General features: G+C 34.2%; 13 protein-coding genes. 10 read left to right on the top strand and 3 right to left on the bottom strand.

The window, feature by feature from the left end:
- The first annotated feature begins 42 nt into the window (after positions 1 to 42).
- Positions 43 to 3,636, top strand: a complete 3,594-nt coding sequence (locus ACFOZ1_RS06990) for a dynamin family protein (RefSeq protein ID WP_390197558.1) — start codon at positions 43 to 45, stop codon at positions 3,634 to 3,636.
- 48 nt (positions 3,637 to 3,684) lie between these two features.
- Here the strand turns inward: ACFOZ1_RS06990 and hisJ are convergent, their stop codons facing one another.
- Positions 3,685 to 4,518, bottom strand: coding sequence for a histidinol-phosphatase HisJ (gene hisJ / locus ACFOZ1_RS06995; protein WP_390197561.1), 834 nt, complete (start codon positions 4,516 to 4,518; stop codon positions 3,685 to 3,687).
- Between the two features lie 160 nt (positions 4,519 to 4,678).
- Here hisJ and ACFOZ1_RS07000 point away from each other — a divergent pair, with 160 nt between their 5' ends.
- The 7 genes from ACFOZ1_RS07000 to hisIE are packed head-to-tail and all read left to right on the top strand — an operon-like array spanning position 4,679 to position 10,292.
- Positions 4,679 to 5,800, top strand: coding sequence for an ATP phosphoribosyltransferase regulatory subunit (locus ACFOZ1_RS07000; protein ID WP_390197564.1), 1,122 nt, complete (start codon positions 4,679 to 4,681; stop codon positions 5,798 to 5,800).
- Complete coding sequence (gene hisG / locus ACFOZ1_RS07005; RefSeq protein WP_390197567.1) at positions 5,797 to 6,417, top strand: ATP phosphoribosyltransferase; 621 nt, start codon at positions 5,797 to 5,799, stop codon at positions 6,415 to 6,417. The genes ACFOZ1_RS07000 and hisG overlap by 4 nt, the downstream gene beginning before the upstream one ends.
- A complete protein-coding gene (hisD, locus tag ACFOZ1_RS07010; protein WP_390197570.1) occupies positions 6,414 to 7,694 on the top strand; it encodes a histidinol dehydrogenase in 1,281 nt (426 codons plus the stop codon). The genes hisG and hisD overlap by 4 nt, the downstream gene beginning before the upstream one ends.
- Positions 7,695 to 7,698: 4 nt before the next feature.
- The gene (hisB, locus tag ACFOZ1_RS07015) at positions 7,699 to 8,286 is read left to right on the top strand and encodes an imidazoleglycerol-phosphate dehydratase HisB (RefSeq protein WP_390197573.1); all 588 of its coding nucleotides are present in this window, start codon (positions 7,699 to 7,701) and stop codon (positions 8,284 to 8,286) included.
- Positions 8,283 to 8,900 (top strand): imidazole glycerol phosphate synthase subunit HisH, encoded by a 618-nt coding sequence (gene hisH, locus ACFOZ1_RS07020; RefSeq protein ID WP_390197575.1) that lies wholly within the window; start codon positions 8,283 to 8,285, stop codon positions 8,898 to 8,900. The genes hisB and hisH overlap by 4 nt, the downstream gene beginning before the upstream one ends.
- Positions 8,897 to 9,655, top strand: coding sequence for an imidazole glycerol phosphate synthase subunit HisF (gene hisF, locus ACFOZ1_RS07025; RefSeq protein ID WP_390197577.1), 759 nt, complete (start codon positions 8,897 to 8,899; stop codon positions 9,653 to 9,655). The genes hisH and hisF overlap by 4 nt, the downstream gene beginning before the upstream one ends.
- On the top strand, positions 9,645 to 10,292 hold the full coding sequence (gene hisIE / locus ACFOZ1_RS07030; RefSeq protein ID WP_390197580.1) for a bifunctional phosphoribosyl-AMP cyclohydrolase/phosphoribosyl-ATP diphosphatase HisIE: 648 nt from the start codon (positions 9,645 to 9,647) through the stop codon (positions 10,290 to 10,292). The genes hisF and hisIE overlap by 11 nt, the downstream gene beginning before the upstream one ends.
- A gap of 77 nt (positions 10,293 to 10,369) precedes the next feature.
- On the opposite strand, the gene msrA is transcribed toward hisIE, so the two are convergent.
- Positions 10,370 to 10,894: a peptide-methionine (S)-S-oxide reductase MsrA gene (gene msrA / locus ACFOZ1_RS07035; RefSeq protein ID WP_390197583.1), complete on the bottom strand. Its 525-nt coding sequence runs from the start codon at positions 10,892 to 10,894 to the stop codon at positions 10,370 to 10,372.
- Between the two features lie 88 nt (positions 10,895 to 10,982).
- Here msrA and ACFOZ1_RS07040 point away from each other — a divergent pair, with 88 nt between their 5' ends.
- On the top strand, positions 10,983 to 11,879 hold the full coding sequence (locus ACFOZ1_RS07040; protein ID WP_390197586.1) for a 5'-3' exonuclease: 897 nt from the start codon (positions 10,983 to 10,985) through the stop codon (positions 11,877 to 11,879).
- Positions 11,880 to 11,910: 31 nt separating this feature from the next.
- Here the strand turns inward: ACFOZ1_RS07040 and ACFOZ1_RS07045 are convergent, their stop codons facing one another.
- On the bottom strand, positions 11,911 to 12,813 hold the full coding sequence (locus ACFOZ1_RS07045) for a LysR family transcriptional regulator (RefSeq protein ID WP_390197589.1): 903 nt from the start codon (positions 12,811 to 12,813) through the stop codon (positions 11,911 to 11,913).
- 132 nt (positions 12,814 to 12,945) lie between these two features.
- On the opposite strand from ACFOZ1_RS07045, the gene gltB reads away from it, so the two are divergent.
- On the top strand, positions 12,946 to 17,496 hold the full coding sequence (gene gltB, locus ACFOZ1_RS07050; RefSeq protein WP_390197592.1) for a glutamate synthase large subunit: 4,551 nt from the start codon (positions 12,946 to 12,948) through the stop codon (positions 17,494 to 17,496).
- The last annotated feature ends 6 nt before the right edge of the window (positions 17,497 to 17,502 follow it).

Genomic DNA, 17,502 nt, shown 5'->3' on the forward strand with positions numbered 1-17,502 from the left:
GTTATAATATACAATTAGATAATGAACAAGGGAGATTAATGTATGACAGTGAATACGAAAAAAAGCGCAATCACAACAGAACAATTAATTGCATTATGTCATTTTTATCATAATCAAGGTGATCGTATAGCAGAGTCAAAAGTGTATGATCTCTATCAAAAGAAAAAAGAAACTCTTCAACATATCTGTTTTTGTGGCCATTTCTCGGCAGGAAAATCTACAATATTAAATCGCTTACTAGACGAACCACTTCTACCACAAAGTCCGATACCTACAAGTGCAAATATTGTAGAAATAAAGAATGGTGCAAATGCATGTATTATACATTTAACAAATGGAAAGAAGATTAAATTACCGGATCATGCTTCATTAGATGAGGTACATCATTTTTGTCGTAATGGCGAGGAAGTAAAAAAAGTAGAGATATATTTAGATACATCTAAACTGCCTTCAACGGTAACATTAATGGATACTCCTGGAATCGATGCAGCAGATGATGCAGATCGAATCATGACAGAATCAGCATTACATGTTGTAGATGAAGTATATTATGTAATGGATTATAACCATGTACAGTCAGAAGTAAATGCAACATTTCTAAAACAATTGAAAAAAATGAATAAAACATTCTCAGTTATAGTGAATCAAATGGATAAACACAATGAAGATGAAATACCAATCGCTGAATTCAAGAATAGTTTATCCAATGTTTTGAAGCAATGGGATATCCATCCGAAAGCAGTATATTTTACTTCAATGAGAAATCTGCATGCTACATCTAACGATTGGTATGCATTACAATCGATGATTCAATCCCAATTACGTTTAGTGAAAGAAGAAGAAATCGATGAGACAATACTCAATTCGATAGAAGCCCTGATACAAAATACAATGAATAGTAAAAAAGAGTCTACATCTAATGTGATTACCGAACTTGAGAATGAATTACATACATTGTCAATAGATGAAAATACACCTGATATAGACGTATTAAAAAAGAAAATAGAGAGTTTAACTTCTACCAAACAAGAAATGGAATCAGAGTATCAACAAATCATTGATCAAACAGTTAAGAATGCTCGGATTACTCCGTTCGAGCTTAGAGAATTAGCTCAACAGATGCTAGAAGCGCATGAAGCAAAATTCAAAGTGGGGATATTTCATTCTAAACAAAAAACGAATGAAGAAAGAAATAAAAGAATCATCCAATTTCATGACGCAATAAGAAATGAAACTCAAACCAAACTAGAGTGGGTTTTGCGAGATAAATTATCTGAATATACGCAAAAATATATGAATCGTTCTATAAATGAACAAGTATTCGATAAAAATTTTGAACATTCTACTTGGCTAAGTTTAATGACTGATACAGTTCTCGTAACGAATGAATATGTTCTTGTTTACACAGATTTAGTTGCAAGTCATATTAAGAAGACTTACCGATTGTATTATAAATCTATGTGGAATCAATTAAAGGATGAGTTAGAATCTAAGTTCAATAAAGAGATAGAGGAGTTAAAAGTAACCCTCGCTAATTTAAAGACATGTCAATCTATAAAAATGCAAATAGATCAAGAAGAATTACACATGACTGCATATGCAAAAAAATTAGAGGAATTGTTATATCATTCCCCAATCATTTCAAATGAAATGAAGTATCTTATACAACAAAAAAATGAAAAACATCAGTTAATAGAAGTTGGCTCACTTCCCATTTATACAGCGGAAACGAATAAAACAAATAAAAATGAAACATTATCAGTAGAAAGTGAAGAAAAATATAGTTTAGAAAAAACAATCCAAGCTGTCAATCAAACGATAGAGGCATCGCAACCCTTTTCATCCTTAACAAGTCTAATCGATTCAATCAAGCAGAAAAGAGATCGTTTAGAAAATAGACATTTTACTGTTGCGTTATTCGGTGCATTTAGTGCAGGAAAATCATCTTTTGCTAATGCGCTTATAGGCGAGAAAGTATTACCCGTTTCTCCAAATCCAACGACAGCAGCAATAAACAAAATTAGTCCACCAACTGCTGAATATGCACATAAGGAAGTAAAAGTAATCACAAAAACAGAACAAGAAATATTAGATGATGTACATGCGATAATGGATACACACTCTTTTTCTGATTTAGAACACGTAATAACATGGTTAAAGAAAAAGAATATAGAGAAACTATCGATACCAGACCAACATAAGTCATTTTTACAAGCGTTAGCAATCGGCTATACAGAAATGAATAAGCATATTCATTCTACTTTTACAATTAGGATGACCGAGTTCGAAACATATGTTAAAGAAGAATCGATTGCATGTTATATAAAAGAAATGGAACTATTTTACGATTGTGAATTAACGAAGCAGCATGTTACATTAGTCGATACCCCAGGTGCTGATTCAGTTAATGCTAGACATACAGAACTTTCTTTCTCTTATATAAAAAATGCGGATGCTATATTGTTTGTTACGTATTATAATCACCCATTTTCAAAGCCTGACAAAGATTTCTTAGAGAAATTAGGAAAAGTAAAAGATGCATTTGAATTAGATAAGATGTTTTTTGTTGTAAACGCAATTGACCTTGCACAGGATGATGCAGAAATGCGATTAGTTTTGGATTATGTAAAACAACAATTGGTACAATTCGAGATTACAGCACCTAGGTTATTCCCGATATCAAGTAAGAATACATTGGAAGAGAAAACCAATAATCAAGTACCTGTAAATTCATTTTTTCAACAGTTAGAAAACTCTTTCTATTCATTTATTCATGAAGAGCTTGCTCAGCTGAATATGAAAGCAATTTATACAGATATCAATCGTATCTATTCGCTTTTAAATAATTGGATTCATATTGCAGAAAGCACGGAAACAGAAAGAAAACAATTTACTAATAAACTAACCAACCAAAAAAGTGAAATGCAAGAGGTTGTAACACAGTTCCATTTATCATTTGATTCGATTAAACAATTAATTGAAAAACAATATTATTATATTGGCCACCGTTTTCATATTCAATTTTCTGATATGTTTAGGTCCATTGTAAATCCTGGTGCGATTCAAAATAACGGAAGAGAAGGGAAAGAGTCTCTAAAAAAATCTTTAAATGCGTTACACCGAAAATTTATTGATCATTTGTATGTTGAATTAGAAGCAGTTAATATCAGATTAGAAACAAAATGGAATCAAGAAACACAAAATCTAAAATTACAATTACAAGAATCATTGCAAGAAATACACCCTGACTTTACTTTAGAAGAGTTAGAATCACATAAACTAACTGTACCTAAAATAGATATTCAACTAACACGTGCAGATAAACTATTTCAAAAAGTAATCAAAGAATATAAAGACACCGCTACCTTCTTCGCACGTGGTGGGAGAGATAAAGTGGAGGAAGAAGTAAAAGATAATTATGAAACAATATGGAATAAAAAATTAAATGAAATTAAAGGTACTTATCTCTATCATTTTACGGAACGTTGGCAAGAAGAAACGAATCAACTTCGATCACGTTTCCAAAAAGAAATAGATGATTATTATGATAATGTATTGCATACCTCATTCCACACAATAGAAGATGTCAGCAAATTAAAAGAAGCACAAAAGTCTGTAGAAGAGATTTTACACTAAATAAATCATGCTGCGGTGAACGATTAACCGCAGCATTTTTAAGAAGCATTAGTCCAAATATGTCGGTTCACTTAATGGTATAGTATTCGGGAACTGATCGAACCCTTTCGTAAGCCCATTTGATGCATGACTATCAGAGCCTGGAACGAGCGGAATATTTCTTTTAATTGCTTTATTTATTATAGAAATATTTGGATAGATTTCACGACAATCCTCTTTGAAAAGGCCTGCACTATTTAAATCTAGCTCCATATGTTTTGCTTCTATTTGCATTAAGATTTCATCCATCTTTTCGTTATAATTATTTTTTGCAGGATAAATTAAATGAAATTTTTCAATAAGCGTTAGATGTCCTAATCTTTTAGGCTTATATTTACCTAAATTACACTGTATTGCTTTTTCTATTGTTTGATAGTACTTCTCATAGATTGAATCAACAGAACCAAAAGTATCAATGATATTACCAAACATTTCGCGACTATAATCAATACATACATATTCTTTATTCGGAGTTTGTAACATATGTACAGATAAAATGGCATCATCTATATGTTCACCATATTGATCTAAGAATGCCTTAGTTTGCTTCTCATATCCTTCAATATAATCGACTTCAAATCCTAAATTAATTTTCAGTTTTTTTTGATATAATTGTTTTAAATGATTGATTGTCTGTATGTATTCCTCAAGATCGTTCCAGCTCATAGCACTATCATGATTCGGTGTAGGATCAACAAAGCCTACAGGTAATGGTGCATGTTCTGTAAAAGTGATTTCTTTTAAATTTAATGATAGTGCCTTCTTAATATATTGTTCCATTAAATCATTCGACCCATGAGGGCAAAAATTTGTATGTATATGATAATCTCCAATCACAGTCATATAGTAATCTCCTTTTTTATTTCATTTTATCATAAAAAAGGATAATAAAAACAAGCAGGAAAGATTGACAGATACAAAAAAATTATGTATTGTATTATTATAACAAACGCTTTATCACAGTAGAGTGGTAAATTAATAAAGTGAAATAGGATGTGACTACATGTTTTTACCTGCAGGAAGTCAAGATGAAACAGGCACTCAAATCGCGAACAGATTAAAAGCTTATGAAATTTTTCGTAAAGTAACAGAAGAACGGAACTACCAATTAATATCGACACCAGTAGTGGAATATGCACATACATTTACGAATAAAATTGCCGGCATGGATTTACATAGTATGTTGAAGTGGTTTAACGGTGAGGGTGAAATCGAAGTTCTAAGACCCGATTGGACAGCTGCTGTTGCTCGCGCTATTGCTAAACAACATATTTCTTGTCAAAAATGGTCCTATCAAGGATCTGTATTTAGAATGGATAAAGACGGAACAGAAAGTCGACAAGCAGGTATAGAGATTGTGCATGCAGAACCTTTTCTAGGTGAAAGTGAATGTCTCCTTACTGCCATTCATTTTTTAGATAAAATAGAAACAACAAATTATATTATCGAACTTGGTCATACAAATATATTTGAATATGTCATACATCCACTTTCTTTAACAGTCGAAATCGAAGAAGAGTTAAGAAATGCGATGCATAACAAAAATAGAGATTTAGTACAGCAATTAATGGCACCATTCGATAATTCTGTAAAAGAAACGTTAATACAATTAATTGATGCATATGGTGGGAATGAAATAATCAAAAAATTTAAAGATATATGGGTAAATGATGTAGAACTATCTAAATTGTTAAACCATATGGACAAATTAATACAACTACTTGAGTCTGTCGGTGTAGCAGAAGTAATAGTTGACTTGGGTAGAGTGAAGAATTTGCCATATTACGATGGAATCATGTTTAGAGGTTTTTTAACATCAGATGGATCCACGTGTTTTTCAGGTGGGAGATATGACAAATTATATAAACAATTTGAAATGGACACATCTGCAGTAGGCCTTGCATTTGATGTAGATATTTTATCACAACATATGAAAGCATCGAAGACGAAGTCCATTGCATGTATTATAGCAACACCTGAGACGCATCTATTCGCAGAGAAGCAACGAAAAGAATTAGAAGAAGATATTATAGATATCCAATATGACTCCACAAATGTGAGCAAATATGATGTAGTTTACCAAGTAATCGAGGAAAACAAACAACTTAAGGTGGTCAGAAAATGAAGCCAGTAATAGCTTTGACGAAAGGTCGTTTAGAAAAACAATTTCTAGCTTATTTTGAATCATTAGATTTTGACGTAGAACCATTGTTAGATAAAGGAAGAAAGCTTCGAATTGAAACAAGTGAGTTTTCTTTCTTTTTTGCAAAAGGTGTAGATGTGACAACATATGTAGAGAACGGGATAGCAGATCTTGGCGTTGTTGGTGGGGACATCTTAATTGAACATAAACCAGATGTATATGATTTATTTCCATTACCTTTTGGCCATTGTAGAATGGCTTTAGCAACAAAAGCAAATTACGAGTGGCCAAATCAAAAAAAGCGAATAGCAAGTACATTTACCAATATTACAAATGCATATTTTAAAGAAAAAGGTGAATCTGTAGACATTATCAAACTAGAAGGATCAGTAGAATTAGCTCCAATATTAGGCTTAGCTGATGCAATAGTAGATATTGTGGAGACAGGTACGACACTAAAAGAAAATGGACTTGTCATTGCGGATGAGTTTTTGCATTTTAGTGCTAGATTAATAGCAAATCGTTCGACATTAAAAGTGAAAAGACAACAATTAGTTCCTGTTATTGAACGTTTTAAGAAAGGTGTGAATGAAGAATGATTCCAAGTATACAAAAAAATCAATTCATTGATAGTGTGATAAGGAATAACTCTGATAATACTGCGAAAGAATCTTATTTAAAAGATGCGAAAGAGATTATTTCAGAAGTGAAACAATTTGGGGATAAAGCAGTCCGAAAGTATATAGCGAAGTTTGACGGAGATGCACCAACTTATTTTGAAGTAAGTAAAGAAGAGCGTGAAGAAGCATGGAGCAAATTAGATAAGAGTCTTGTCGAATCGTTACAAAAGGCTGCTAAAAACATTCAATCTTTTCATGAAAAACAAAAAAACACTTCTAGAATGATGGAAGTAGATGAAGATATTATCTCAGGTCAATTATACCGTCCAATTGAAAAAGTGGGTATTTATGTACCTGGTGGAACTGCTTGTTATCCATCTTCTGTATTAATGAATGCAATTCCTGCAGTGATCGCAGGAGTTCAAGAGATTGTTATGGTTACACCTGTGAAAAATGGAGAAGAAATATCACCAATATTAGCAGTTGCTGCAGATATCGCTGGAGTTACAAAAATTTATCGTGTTGGAGGTGTGCAAGCAATTGCTGCATTAGCATATGGTACAGAAACGATAGCAAAAGTAGACAAAATCGTAGGACCTGGCAATGCATATGTAGCTGCCGCTAAACAATTAGTATATGGAGATGTTGGAATAGATATGATTGCAGGGCCAAGTGAAGTGGCAATTATTGCTGATGATAGTGCAAATCCAATATTTGTAGCCGCAGATTTAATCGCCCAAGCAGAGCACGATGTAAATGCACGGGCATTTTTAATCACAACATCAGAACAATTAATTACAAAAGTAAACGAAGAATTACGTAAACAATGTGAGGAATTACCTAGACAAGATATTGCAACAAAGTCTTTACGAGATAAAGGCGCATCTGTTCTTGTTGATTCAATCGAGGAAGCATTCTATATTGCGAATCAACTAGCTCCAGAACATTTAGAAGTTCAATTAAATGACCCATTAAGCTATTTACCAAAAATCAAACATGCAGGTTCTGTCTTTTTAGGACATTATACACCAGAGGCATTAGGAGACTATTTTGCTGGTCCTAATCATGTATTACCAACATCAGGTACAGCAAAGTTCTCATCTGGTTTATCTGTAGATGATTTTGTTAAAAAAACAACGTATTTATATTATTCTGAGCAAGCATTACGTGAAGCAAGTGAACATGTGGTGAACATTGCAAACGAAGAAGAATTAGAAGGTCATGGGAAAGCAGTACTAAAACGCATAGGGGGATAAAAGAATGAGAGTAGCAAGTAAAAATAGAGAGACGTTTGAAACAAAGATAAATGTGTCTGTAAATTTAGATGATGACAAAGATGTATCTATTAAAACTGGTGTAGGGTTCTTTGACCATATGTTAGAGTTGTTTGCAAGACACGGTAGAATTGGTCTTCGGGTTGAAGCAGACGGCGACTTGCATATTGATAGTCATCATACAGTAGAGGATGTAGGAATTGTTTTAGGACAGTTAATTAAAGAGGCCCTTGGTGACAAACAATCAATCAATCGCTATGGTAGTGCATATGTACCAATGGATGAATCTTTAGGTTTTGTTGCATTAGATATTAGTGGGCGTCCATTTTTAGTGTTTGATGCCACATTTGATAATCCGAAATTAGGAGATTTTGATACAGAATTAGTTCGAGAATTTTTACAAGCATTTGCTTTTCAAGCTGGAATTACGTTACATGTGAAAGTACTTTATGGAGAGAATACGCACCATAAGGTTGAAGCGATCTTTAAAGCACTAGGAAGATCTTTATCACAAGCAATTACAATTAATCCGAATATTAAAGGGGTTAATTCCACAAAGGGGTTAATTGAATGATCGCGATAGTGGATTACGGGATGGGGAACATAGCAAGTGTGAAAACAGCTTTTGAAAAGTTAGGGTATGAAGTAGTTGTAACAGATGATATCGATACATTATCTGCAGCAACTCATATTATCTTACCTGGTGTTGGATCATTTCATGCTGCGGTGGAAGAGATAAACACACGTCACTTAAAAGAAGATTTACAAAAATTAGCAAAAGAAAAGCCTTTTTTAGGTATCTGTCTTGGTATGCAGTTGCTATTTGATAAAGGGTTTGAAAATGGCATTGCGAATGGACTAGGTTTAATACCTGGAGAAGTAAATGTGATTAAGACAGAGTATATTCTCCCACATATCGGGTGGAACGAATTAAACATAGAACATAACCATACTGTATTTGATATGTTTCAAAATAAACATGTCTACTTTGTTCATTCATTTCAAGCATTAACAGAGAAAAAGTATGTAGTTGCTACTGCTAATTACGGAACAGAGGTACCTGCAATTGTACGAAATGGCCATATATTTGGTATGCAATTTCATCCAGAAAAAAGTGGAGAGATTGGCGTCAAGTTGTTACAAGCATTTTTACAACAAACAAGTACGACGGAAGGGGTAGAATCATGATAGCAAAACGTATCATCCCATGTCTCGATGTGAAAGAAGGAAAAGTTGTAAAAGGTACAAATTTTGTTGGTCTAAGAGAGCTAGGTGATCCAGTAGAAATGGCATCGTCCTATTCAAAACAAGGTGCAGACGAAATCGTATTTTTAGATATTTCTGCAACGAATGAAGGAAGACAAACAATGATTGATATTGTGCGTCGTACTGCAGAGCAAGTATTCGTACCTTTTACAGTAGGTGGCGGTGTGAGAACTATAGAAGATGTTAATCGATTATTACAAGCTGGTGCAGACAAAGTTGGTATGAACTCTGCAGCTGTTGCGAATCCATCGTTAATTACGGAATCATCCAATCGATTTGGTGCACAATGTACTGTTGTCGCAATCGATGCTAAAAGAGTCGGAGATAAATGGCATGTGATGACTCATGGTGGTAGTAAAGACACAGGTATTGATGCTATCGAATGGGCGATAGAAGTGGAGAAAAGGGGAGCAGGTGAAATTTTGCTCACTAGTGTAGACACAGATGGCGTGAAAGATGGATTTGATATGGACTTAACAAAAACAGTTGTTGATGCTGTAAGAATTCCTGTTATTGCATCTGGTGGTGTCGGAAGACCCGAACATTTCCCTGAGGTATTTCAAGCGACAAATGTATCAGCAGGATTAGCTGCGTCTATTTTCCATGAAAACACATTTACAATTAAAGAAGTGAAAGATGTGTGTAAACAACAAGGAGTGAACATTCGTGAAACCTGATTTTTCAAAAGGATTAGTACCAGCAATAGTCACAAATTACGAAACAAAAGATGTGTTAATGTTAGCATATATGAATGAAGAAGCATATGAGAAAACATTAGAGACGAAACAAACATGGTTTTATTCAAGATCACGTGACGAACTATGGAATAAAGGAGCTACGTCAGGTAATACTCAAGAAGTGCAGTCTATTGATTTAGATTGTGATAAAGATACGTTATTAATTCAAGTGATTCCAGCAGGGCCTGCTTGTCACACTGGAGAAGAAACATGCTTCTTTCATCGCGTAGCAGAGAAAAAACAAGTATTCAATCCAGATATTATTGAGCAAGTAATGGACGAGATTGAGTTAAGAAAAGAAGAGAAAGCGGAGAACTCTTATACTAATTATCTATTGGATAAAGGCGTAGATAAAATAGGGAAAAAAGTAATTGAAGAAGCAGGAGAAGTAGTGATTGCTGCTAAAAATAACGATAAAGAAGAGCTTGTCAATGAAGTAAGTGATTTGTTATATCACACTCTAGTCATGCTTGCGAATCAAGATGTTTCCTTAACAGAAGTAAAAAAAGAATTGTCTAATCGCTTTATGCAAAAAGGAAATAGCAAAGGCGATCGTAAAGAAATTCATAATTGGTAATTGTATAAAGAAAAAACCCCGTAAGCAATAAACATATGCTTACGGGGTTTTTTACATACCCTTACAGAAAAGATACCCTATCTCCAATTATCTTTGATAAAATCATCTCTACCTGATTTTTCACGATCAACTTTATATTCTTCTTCATTTTTCTTATAGAATTCTTGATGATAATCTTCTGCACTATAAAATGTAGTTGCAGGTAAAATTTCTGTAACGATCTCTTTTTTAAATCGTTTTGATTGAATTAATGCCTCTTTTGAATCGATTGCTAGAGTTTTCTGGGTTTCTGTATGATAAAAAATAGCTGTTCGATATTGTGGCCCTCGATCATGAAATTGCCCGCCGTCATCTGTCGGGTCAATTTGAGGCCAATAAAGGTCTAAAATCGTTTGGTACGAAATAGTATCTGCATCATAAGTAATCTGTACAGCTTCATAATGACCTGTTGTGCCAGTTTTTACTTGTTCATAAGTAGGATTTTGCAAATGACCGCCAGTATATCCTGAAATCACACTTTTTACTCCATCCCATTGATCAAAAGGTTTTACCATACACCAAAAACATCCGCCTGCAAATGTTGCTTTTTCTATGTTTGCCATGAATTACATCCCTCTTTCGTATCTATTACTGCTTAACTATACATCGATTATGGTAAGATGTAAAATAGATAGAAAGAAAGGTGATTAGATGACTAGAAAAAAACTATTAATTATTGACGGAATGGCATTGCTGTTTCGAGGATTTTATGCAACATCATTTACAGGCAATTTTATGTTAAATAGCAAAGGGATACCTAGAAATGGTCTATTCGGATTTATGAATTATTTTACTGATGCCATTCATACATTTGAACCAACCCATATTTTATGTTGTTGGGATATGGGAAGTAAAACATTTAGAAATGAGTTGTTTACAGAATATAAATCCAATCGACAAGCACCACCAGAGCAATTAATTCCACAATTCGATTTATGTAAAGATGTTGTAACTGCATTTCAAATACCAAATATCGGAATAGTCGGTTATGAGGCAGATGACTGTATAGGAAGTATTGCTAAACGTTATCATAATGAATTTGAAATTACAATTGTGTCAGGAGATAAAGATTTACTACAAATAGTAGGCACAAATATACAAGTAGCAATAATGAAAAAAGGTACAGGTAATTATGAAGTCTATACAAGCGAGAACTTTTTTGAAAAACTGCAATTGCGTCCTGAACAAATTATTGACATGAAAGCATTAATGGGAGACACGGCGGATAATTATCCTGGAGTAAAGGGTGTCGGCGAGAAAACGGCATTAAAATTATTACAACAATTTGATTCTGTCGCAAATTTATTGAAAGAACGAGATTCCTTGACTAAAACAATGCATAAAAAGATTACTGAGTATGAAGATGACTTACACATTTCTAAAAAACTAGCAACAATATTAACAAATATGGAGATAGAGCTAGATTTGAGTATGGCAGAATGGAAAAACGATCATACTTCTATACTCTCTTTTCTTAAGGATGAACTAGAATTTTCAAACACAGATCGATGGTTAAAAAAATTAAAAAATGACATACAACAACAATAATGGAACATACGTTGTTGTATGTATCATTCGATTATTGATATTTTTGTAAGACAGAAAAAAAGTTTTTAATAAATTCATAGAAAACTTGTTCAGAAGGTGCAAGTTTTCTATTTTTAGGTATGATAATCCCTACAGTTCGTTTCAATTCTGGACTCTGAATGGCGACTTTTGCGCAATAATGTGGGTTTATATCATTAAAAGCACTTTCAGGCAATAATGTTATTCCTATTCCTGCAGCAACTAACCCTTTGATTGCATCTAAGTCTTCTCCTTGTGACGATACTTTAGGTGTAAATCCCGCTTGCTTACAACCATCAATAACTAATTGATGTAATACATACCCTTCAGGAAATAAAACAAAATCCTCATCATGCAAATCTCTCAAATTAACATGACTTTGTTCAGCTAATGTGTGTGTGTTAGGTACAAGTGCATAAAAATTTTCCGAAAATAAAATATCTCCAATAATATCGGGATGATCTGATGGTACAGGTCCTAAAAATGCTACATCAATTTCTCTGTTTTCTACAGACTCAATTAAGAAATTATAAGAACCTTGCCTTAATTGAAATGCGATTTTTGGATGTTTTTTTTTGAACTCTGATACAACCGTTGGAAGTAAATTACTTGCCAAGCTTGTCGGAAAACCTATTTTAATAGAACCACGTTCTGGATCAATATATTCATCTATCTGTTTCTTTGCGTGATCAATTGCCTTTAATGCTGATTTTGTATGTGTCAAAAAAACCTTTCCTATGTGTGTAAGACGGACATTTCTTCCTTCTCTTTCAAACAATTCAACACCTAATTCTGATTCTAAGTTTGCTATCTGCCGACTAATAGCAGATTGAGCAACGTGTAGTTCTGCGGCCGCTTCAGAGACGTGTTCCCTTTCAGCAACTTCAACAAAGTAACGTAATTGACGCAATTCCATATATCCAACTCCTTATTTATATCAAAAATAGATTATATTAATATAAACTATATATTGTTTAGATTGATTAAAAAAACTACAATAATAGTACACACCTTAAACTTGTAATGAATGAATGGGGGACAACGCAAAATGACGTATGTTGATTTACCTAAACCGCAAGGATTATATGACCCAAGCTTCGAACATGACGCTTGTGGAATTGGCTTGTACGCAAATATAAAAGGAAAACAAACACACGAAATTGTTACAAAAGCATTAGATATGTTATGTAAATTAGAACACCGTGGTGGTCAAGGTAGTGATCCGAACACAGGTGATGGTTCTGGATTAATGGTTCAGATTCCTGATCAATATTTTAGAAAAGAATGTATCGATTTTAACATACCAAATGTCGGTGACTACGGTGTAGGAATGCTTTTTTTATCACAAGATGAACATGAACAACAAGCAGCGATAAATAAAGTGAATGAATACATCGCATTAGAAGGGCAACAATTAATCGGATGGCGAGAAGTGCCTATCAATGCTGAAGTTATTGGTAATGGTGCCAAAGAGACGCTACCTGTCATTCGTCAAGTATTTATCGGAAAAAAAGATCAATCGATGGATGATTTATCTTTTGAGCGAAAATTATATATTATTCGGAAACAAGCAGAAAATTGGGCAAATAAAGAAGGTATGCGATTCTACTTTCCTAGCTTATCTGCAAATACGATTGTTTATAAAGGTTTACTTACTTCAGGTCAAGTATACCAATTTTATTTAGATTTACAAGATGAGACATTCATCTCGGCATTTGCTCTTGTTCACTCAAGATTCAGCACGAACACATTTCCTTCATGGGAAAGAGCACACCCGAATCGCTATTTAATTCATAACGGAGAAATTAATACAATTCTTGGAAATATCAATTGGATGCGCGCTCGAGAAAAACAATTTGTATCAGATGCATTTGGTGATGACTTAAACAAAATTTTACCAATAATCAATGGTGGTGGCAGTGACTCTGCTACTTTAGATAATGCTTTAGAATTCTTTACTTTAGCAGGGAGAGAACCTGCGCATGCTGCAATGATGCTTATACCCGAACCTTGGGAAAAGAATCCACATATGAATGAGAAGAAGAGAGCTTTTTATCAATATCATAGCATGATGATGGAACCGTGGGATGGACCAACTTCCATCACTTTCACAAACGGAAAGCAAATTGGAGCGATTTTAGATCGCAATGGACTTAGACCTGCGAGATATTATGTGACAAAAGATGATTACATCATATACTCTTCAGAAGTTGGTGTCATCGACTATGAAGAAGAGAATATCCTGTTAAAAGAAAGATTAAGCCCAGGTAAGATGTTACTTATTGATCTCGAGCAAGGTAGGATTATTTCAGATAATGAAATAAAAGACAAAATTGCAAATGCGCATCCATATCAAGATTGGTTAAAAGAACAAATCGTCTCATTGGCAGTTGAGGCAGATAACGAAGTAGATAAAGATACAAATATAACACAAAAACAGAAAGCATTTGGCTATACAACAGAAGATATAGAAAAATACATTTTACCTTTAGTAACAGGTGGTAAAGATCCAATTGGTGCGATGGGTACAGACACACCATTAGCAGTTCTATCAGAGCGTCCTCAAAGCTTGTTCAATTATTTTAAACAACTGTTTGCACAAGTAACAAATCCGCCGATTGACGCTTATCGCGAAAAAATTGTTACTTCAATGATCACGTGGCTATGTGGAGAAGGAGACATCCTTCATCCAGAGAAAACAAAAAATTTACGAATAAAATTAGAAACACCAATATTATCAAACATACAAATGAAGTATTTGGTTGATATGAATAACAAAGAAATAATCTCAACAACAATTGATACAACCTATCAAGGAAACATAGAAGCAGCACTCGAAAGGATTTTTAATCAAGCAAAAGTAGCTATTGAAGATGGAGCAAACATACTGATACTTTCAGATAAAAATATAAAAAAATCTAATCCTGCACTTCCTATTCTTCTTGTTGTTAGTGGTTTACACCAGTATTTAATCCGTGAAGGACTACGTACAAAAGTTAGCATAATCGCACAATCAGGTGAAGTGAGAGAGGTTCATCAATTTGCCGCATTATTAGGCTATGGTGTCGATGCCATACATCCATATTTAGTTTATCAAACATTATATTCTCTTATTGATTCGAATGATTTAGTAATGTCATTTTCGGATGCTCAAGTACGTTATATTGATGCAATAACTGAAGGAATTATAAAAGTAATGTCTAAAATCGGAATTTCTACCATTCAAAGTTATCGAGGTGCTCAAATTTTTGAAGCTGTAGGGATAAGTAAAAGTGTGATAAATAAGTATTTCACTGGTACAGCATCACAAATAGACGGAATCGATTTATCTATCATCCAATTAGAAAATGAGAAGAGACATCAGAATGGATTTAAAGCAACAACTCATCCCTCTTTAGATTCTGGGAGTGACTTCCAATGGCGCAAAACTGGTGAATTTCATGCGTATAATCCGACAACCATTCACACATTACAATGGGCATGTCGAAGAGGAGATTATGATTTATTTAAAAAGTTTTCTAACGCGGCCAATGAAGAAAGAATTGGATTCTTACGTAATTTATTTGATTTCAAAACAACGAAATCCATCCCTATTGATCAGGTGGAAACAGAAGAATCTATTGTAAAACGTTTTAAAACTGGCGCGATGTCATATGGTTCGATTAGCCAGGAAGCTCACGAGGCATTAGCTATTGCAATGAATAGAATTGGTGGTAAGAGCAATAGTGGTGAGGGTGGCGAAGATGCAATGAGATATCAAATAGATGAAAATGGCGATTTACGATCTAGTGCAATCAAGCAAGTTGCATCAGGCAGATTTGGTGTAAAGAGTCATTATTTAGTTAATGCGACCGAGTTACAAATTAAAATGGCTCAAGGTGCAAAACCAGGTGAGGGCGGCCAGTTACCATCTGATAAAGTGTATCCATGGATCGCTGACGTAAGAGGATCCACACCAGGAGTAGACCTAATTTCACCACCTCCACATCATGATATCTATTCAATTGAAGACTTAGCTCAATTGATTCATGATTTAAAAAATGCCAATCGTCATGCTCGAATAAGTGTGAAGCTTGTAGCAAAATCAGGTGTCGGTACTATTGCTGCGGGTGTGGCAAAAGGTAATGCAGATGTAATATCAGTTGTAGGTTACGATGGAGGGACAGGAGCAAGTCCAAAAACAAGTATTAAGCATGCTGGCTTACCATGGGAACTTGGTCTAGCAGAAGCTCATCAAACATTAATGTTAAATGGACTTAGAGATCGAGTGGTACTAGAAACAGATGGTAAATTGTTGACAGGTAAAGATGTCGTGATGGCTGCATTACTTGGTGCAGAAGAATTCGGTTTTGCAACCGCACCTTTAGTTGTCATCGGATGTGTCATGATGAGAGTTTGTCATATGGATACATGTCCTGTGGGTGTAGCAACACAAAACCCAGAACTAAGAAAGAAATTCACAGGTGACCCTGATCATGTAGTAAATTATATGATGTTTTTAGCTAGAGAAGTTAGAGAAATTATGGCAGAACTAGGATTCAAAACAATAGATGAGATGGTTGGACGTACAGATGTGCTAACAACATCACCTAGAAAAGACTCCCATTGGAAAGCTAAATATTTAGATTTATCTACACTTTTATATCAAATAAAAGGACCTAGAACGAATAAAAACCAGCAGAATCATCACATTGAACAGTCATTAGACTTAAGAGAAATATTACCAAAAGTGCAAGAAGCAATTGATACGAAAATGAAGATAGAGGCTACTTTCCCAATAAAAAACACAGATCGTGTTGTTGGCACAATCATAGGTAGTGAAATTTCTAAAAAATATGGTGAAAAAGGATTAGACGAAGATACAATTTCTTTAACATTTACAGGGTCAGCCGGTCAGAGCTTTGGCGCATTTATCCCTAAAGGGCTGACATTAACGGTTATTGGAGACGCAAATGATTATGTTGGTAAAGGATTATCAGGCGGTAAAATTATTGTTCGCGCATCTGAAAAAACAACCATTGATCCTGGAAATAATGTAATATCAGGAAATGTATCTTTTTATGGAGCTACTAGTGGAAGTGCATATATTCAAGGATATGCAGGAGAGAGATTTGCAGTTAGAAATTCTGGTGCAACAATCGTTGTAGAAGGTGTTGGGGATCATGGATGTGAATATATGACTGGAGGTCGTGTTGTTATCCTAGGAAATGTAGGCAAAAATTTCGCTGCTGGAATGTCTGGTGGGGTTGCTTATATTAAACCTGACGATATCGATGCAACAAAACGATTGATTAATCATGAGTTGATACAATTGGATTCACTAACAAGAGAAGAAGAAATGGAGCTTAAACAATTAATTACCAATCATTTTTACTACACGAAAAGTGATAAAGCAGCAATTACACTGCAACACTGGGAAGATGAAGTAAAGAAATTTATCAAAGTAATTCCAACAGACTACAAATTAATGCTAAAACAAATAAACTATTTTATTGAAAAAGGATACTCACTAGATGAAGCGAGAAACGAGGCTTTTCAGTCAAAAAAAGAGAATAGAATGACTGTAACTAATATGCAAGAAGAAGTGTACACGAATTAGAAAGGA

Origin of the sequence: Gracilibacillus marinus (assembly GCF_042651725.1) — a bacterium.
GTDB lineage: Bacteria > Bacillota > Bacilli > Bacillales > Amphibacillaceae > Gracilibacillus > Gracilibacillus marinus.

What these genes read in the sequence shown, in the direction of transcription:
- ACFOZ1_RS06990 (WP_390197558.1), top strand. Translation starts at nt 43, where the DNA reads ATGACAGTGAATACGAAAAAAAGCGCAATCACAACAGAACAATTAATT.
- hisJ (WP_390197561.1), bottom strand. Translation starts at nt 4,518, where the DNA reads ATGACTGTGATTGGAGATTATCATATACATACAAATTTTTGCCCTCAT.
- ACFOZ1_RS07000 (WP_390197564.1), top strand. Translation starts at nt 4,679, where the DNA reads ATGTTTTTACCTGCAGGAAGTCAAGATGAAACAGGCACTCAAATCGCG.
- hisG (WP_390197567.1), top strand. Translation starts at nt 5,797, where the DNA reads ATGAAGCCAGTAATAGCTTTGACGAAAGGTCGTTTAGAAAAACAATTT.
- hisD (WP_390197570.1), top strand. Translation starts at nt 6,414, where the DNA reads ATGATTCCAAGTATACAAAAAAATCAATTCATTGATAGTGTGATAAGG.
- hisB (WP_390197573.1), top strand. Translation starts at nt 7,699, where the DNA reads ATGAGAGTAGCAAGTAAAAATAGAGAGACGTTTGAAACAAAGATAAAT.
- hisH (WP_390197575.1), top strand. Translation starts at nt 8,283, where the DNA reads ATGATCGCGATAGTGGATTACGGGATGGGGAACATAGCAAGTGTGAAA.
- hisF (WP_390197577.1), top strand. Translation starts at nt 8,897, where the DNA reads ATGATAGCAAAACGTATCATCCCATGTCTCGATGTGAAAGAAGGAAAA.
- msrA (WP_390197583.1), bottom strand. Translation starts at nt 10,894, where the DNA reads ATGGCAAACATAGAAAAAGCAACATTTGCAGGCGGATGTTTTTGGTGT.
- ACFOZ1_RS07040 (WP_390197586.1), top strand. Translation starts at nt 10,983, where the DNA reads ATGACTAGAAAAAAACTATTAATTATTGACGGAATGGCATTGCTGTTT.
- ACFOZ1_RS07045 (WP_390197589.1), bottom strand. Translation starts at nt 12,813, where the DNA reads ATGGAATTGCGTCAATTACGTTACTTTGTTGAAGTTGCTGAAAGGGAA.
- gltB (WP_390197592.1), top strand. Translation starts at nt 12,946, where the DNA reads ATGACGTATGTTGATTTACCTAAACCGCAAGGATTATATGACCCAAGC.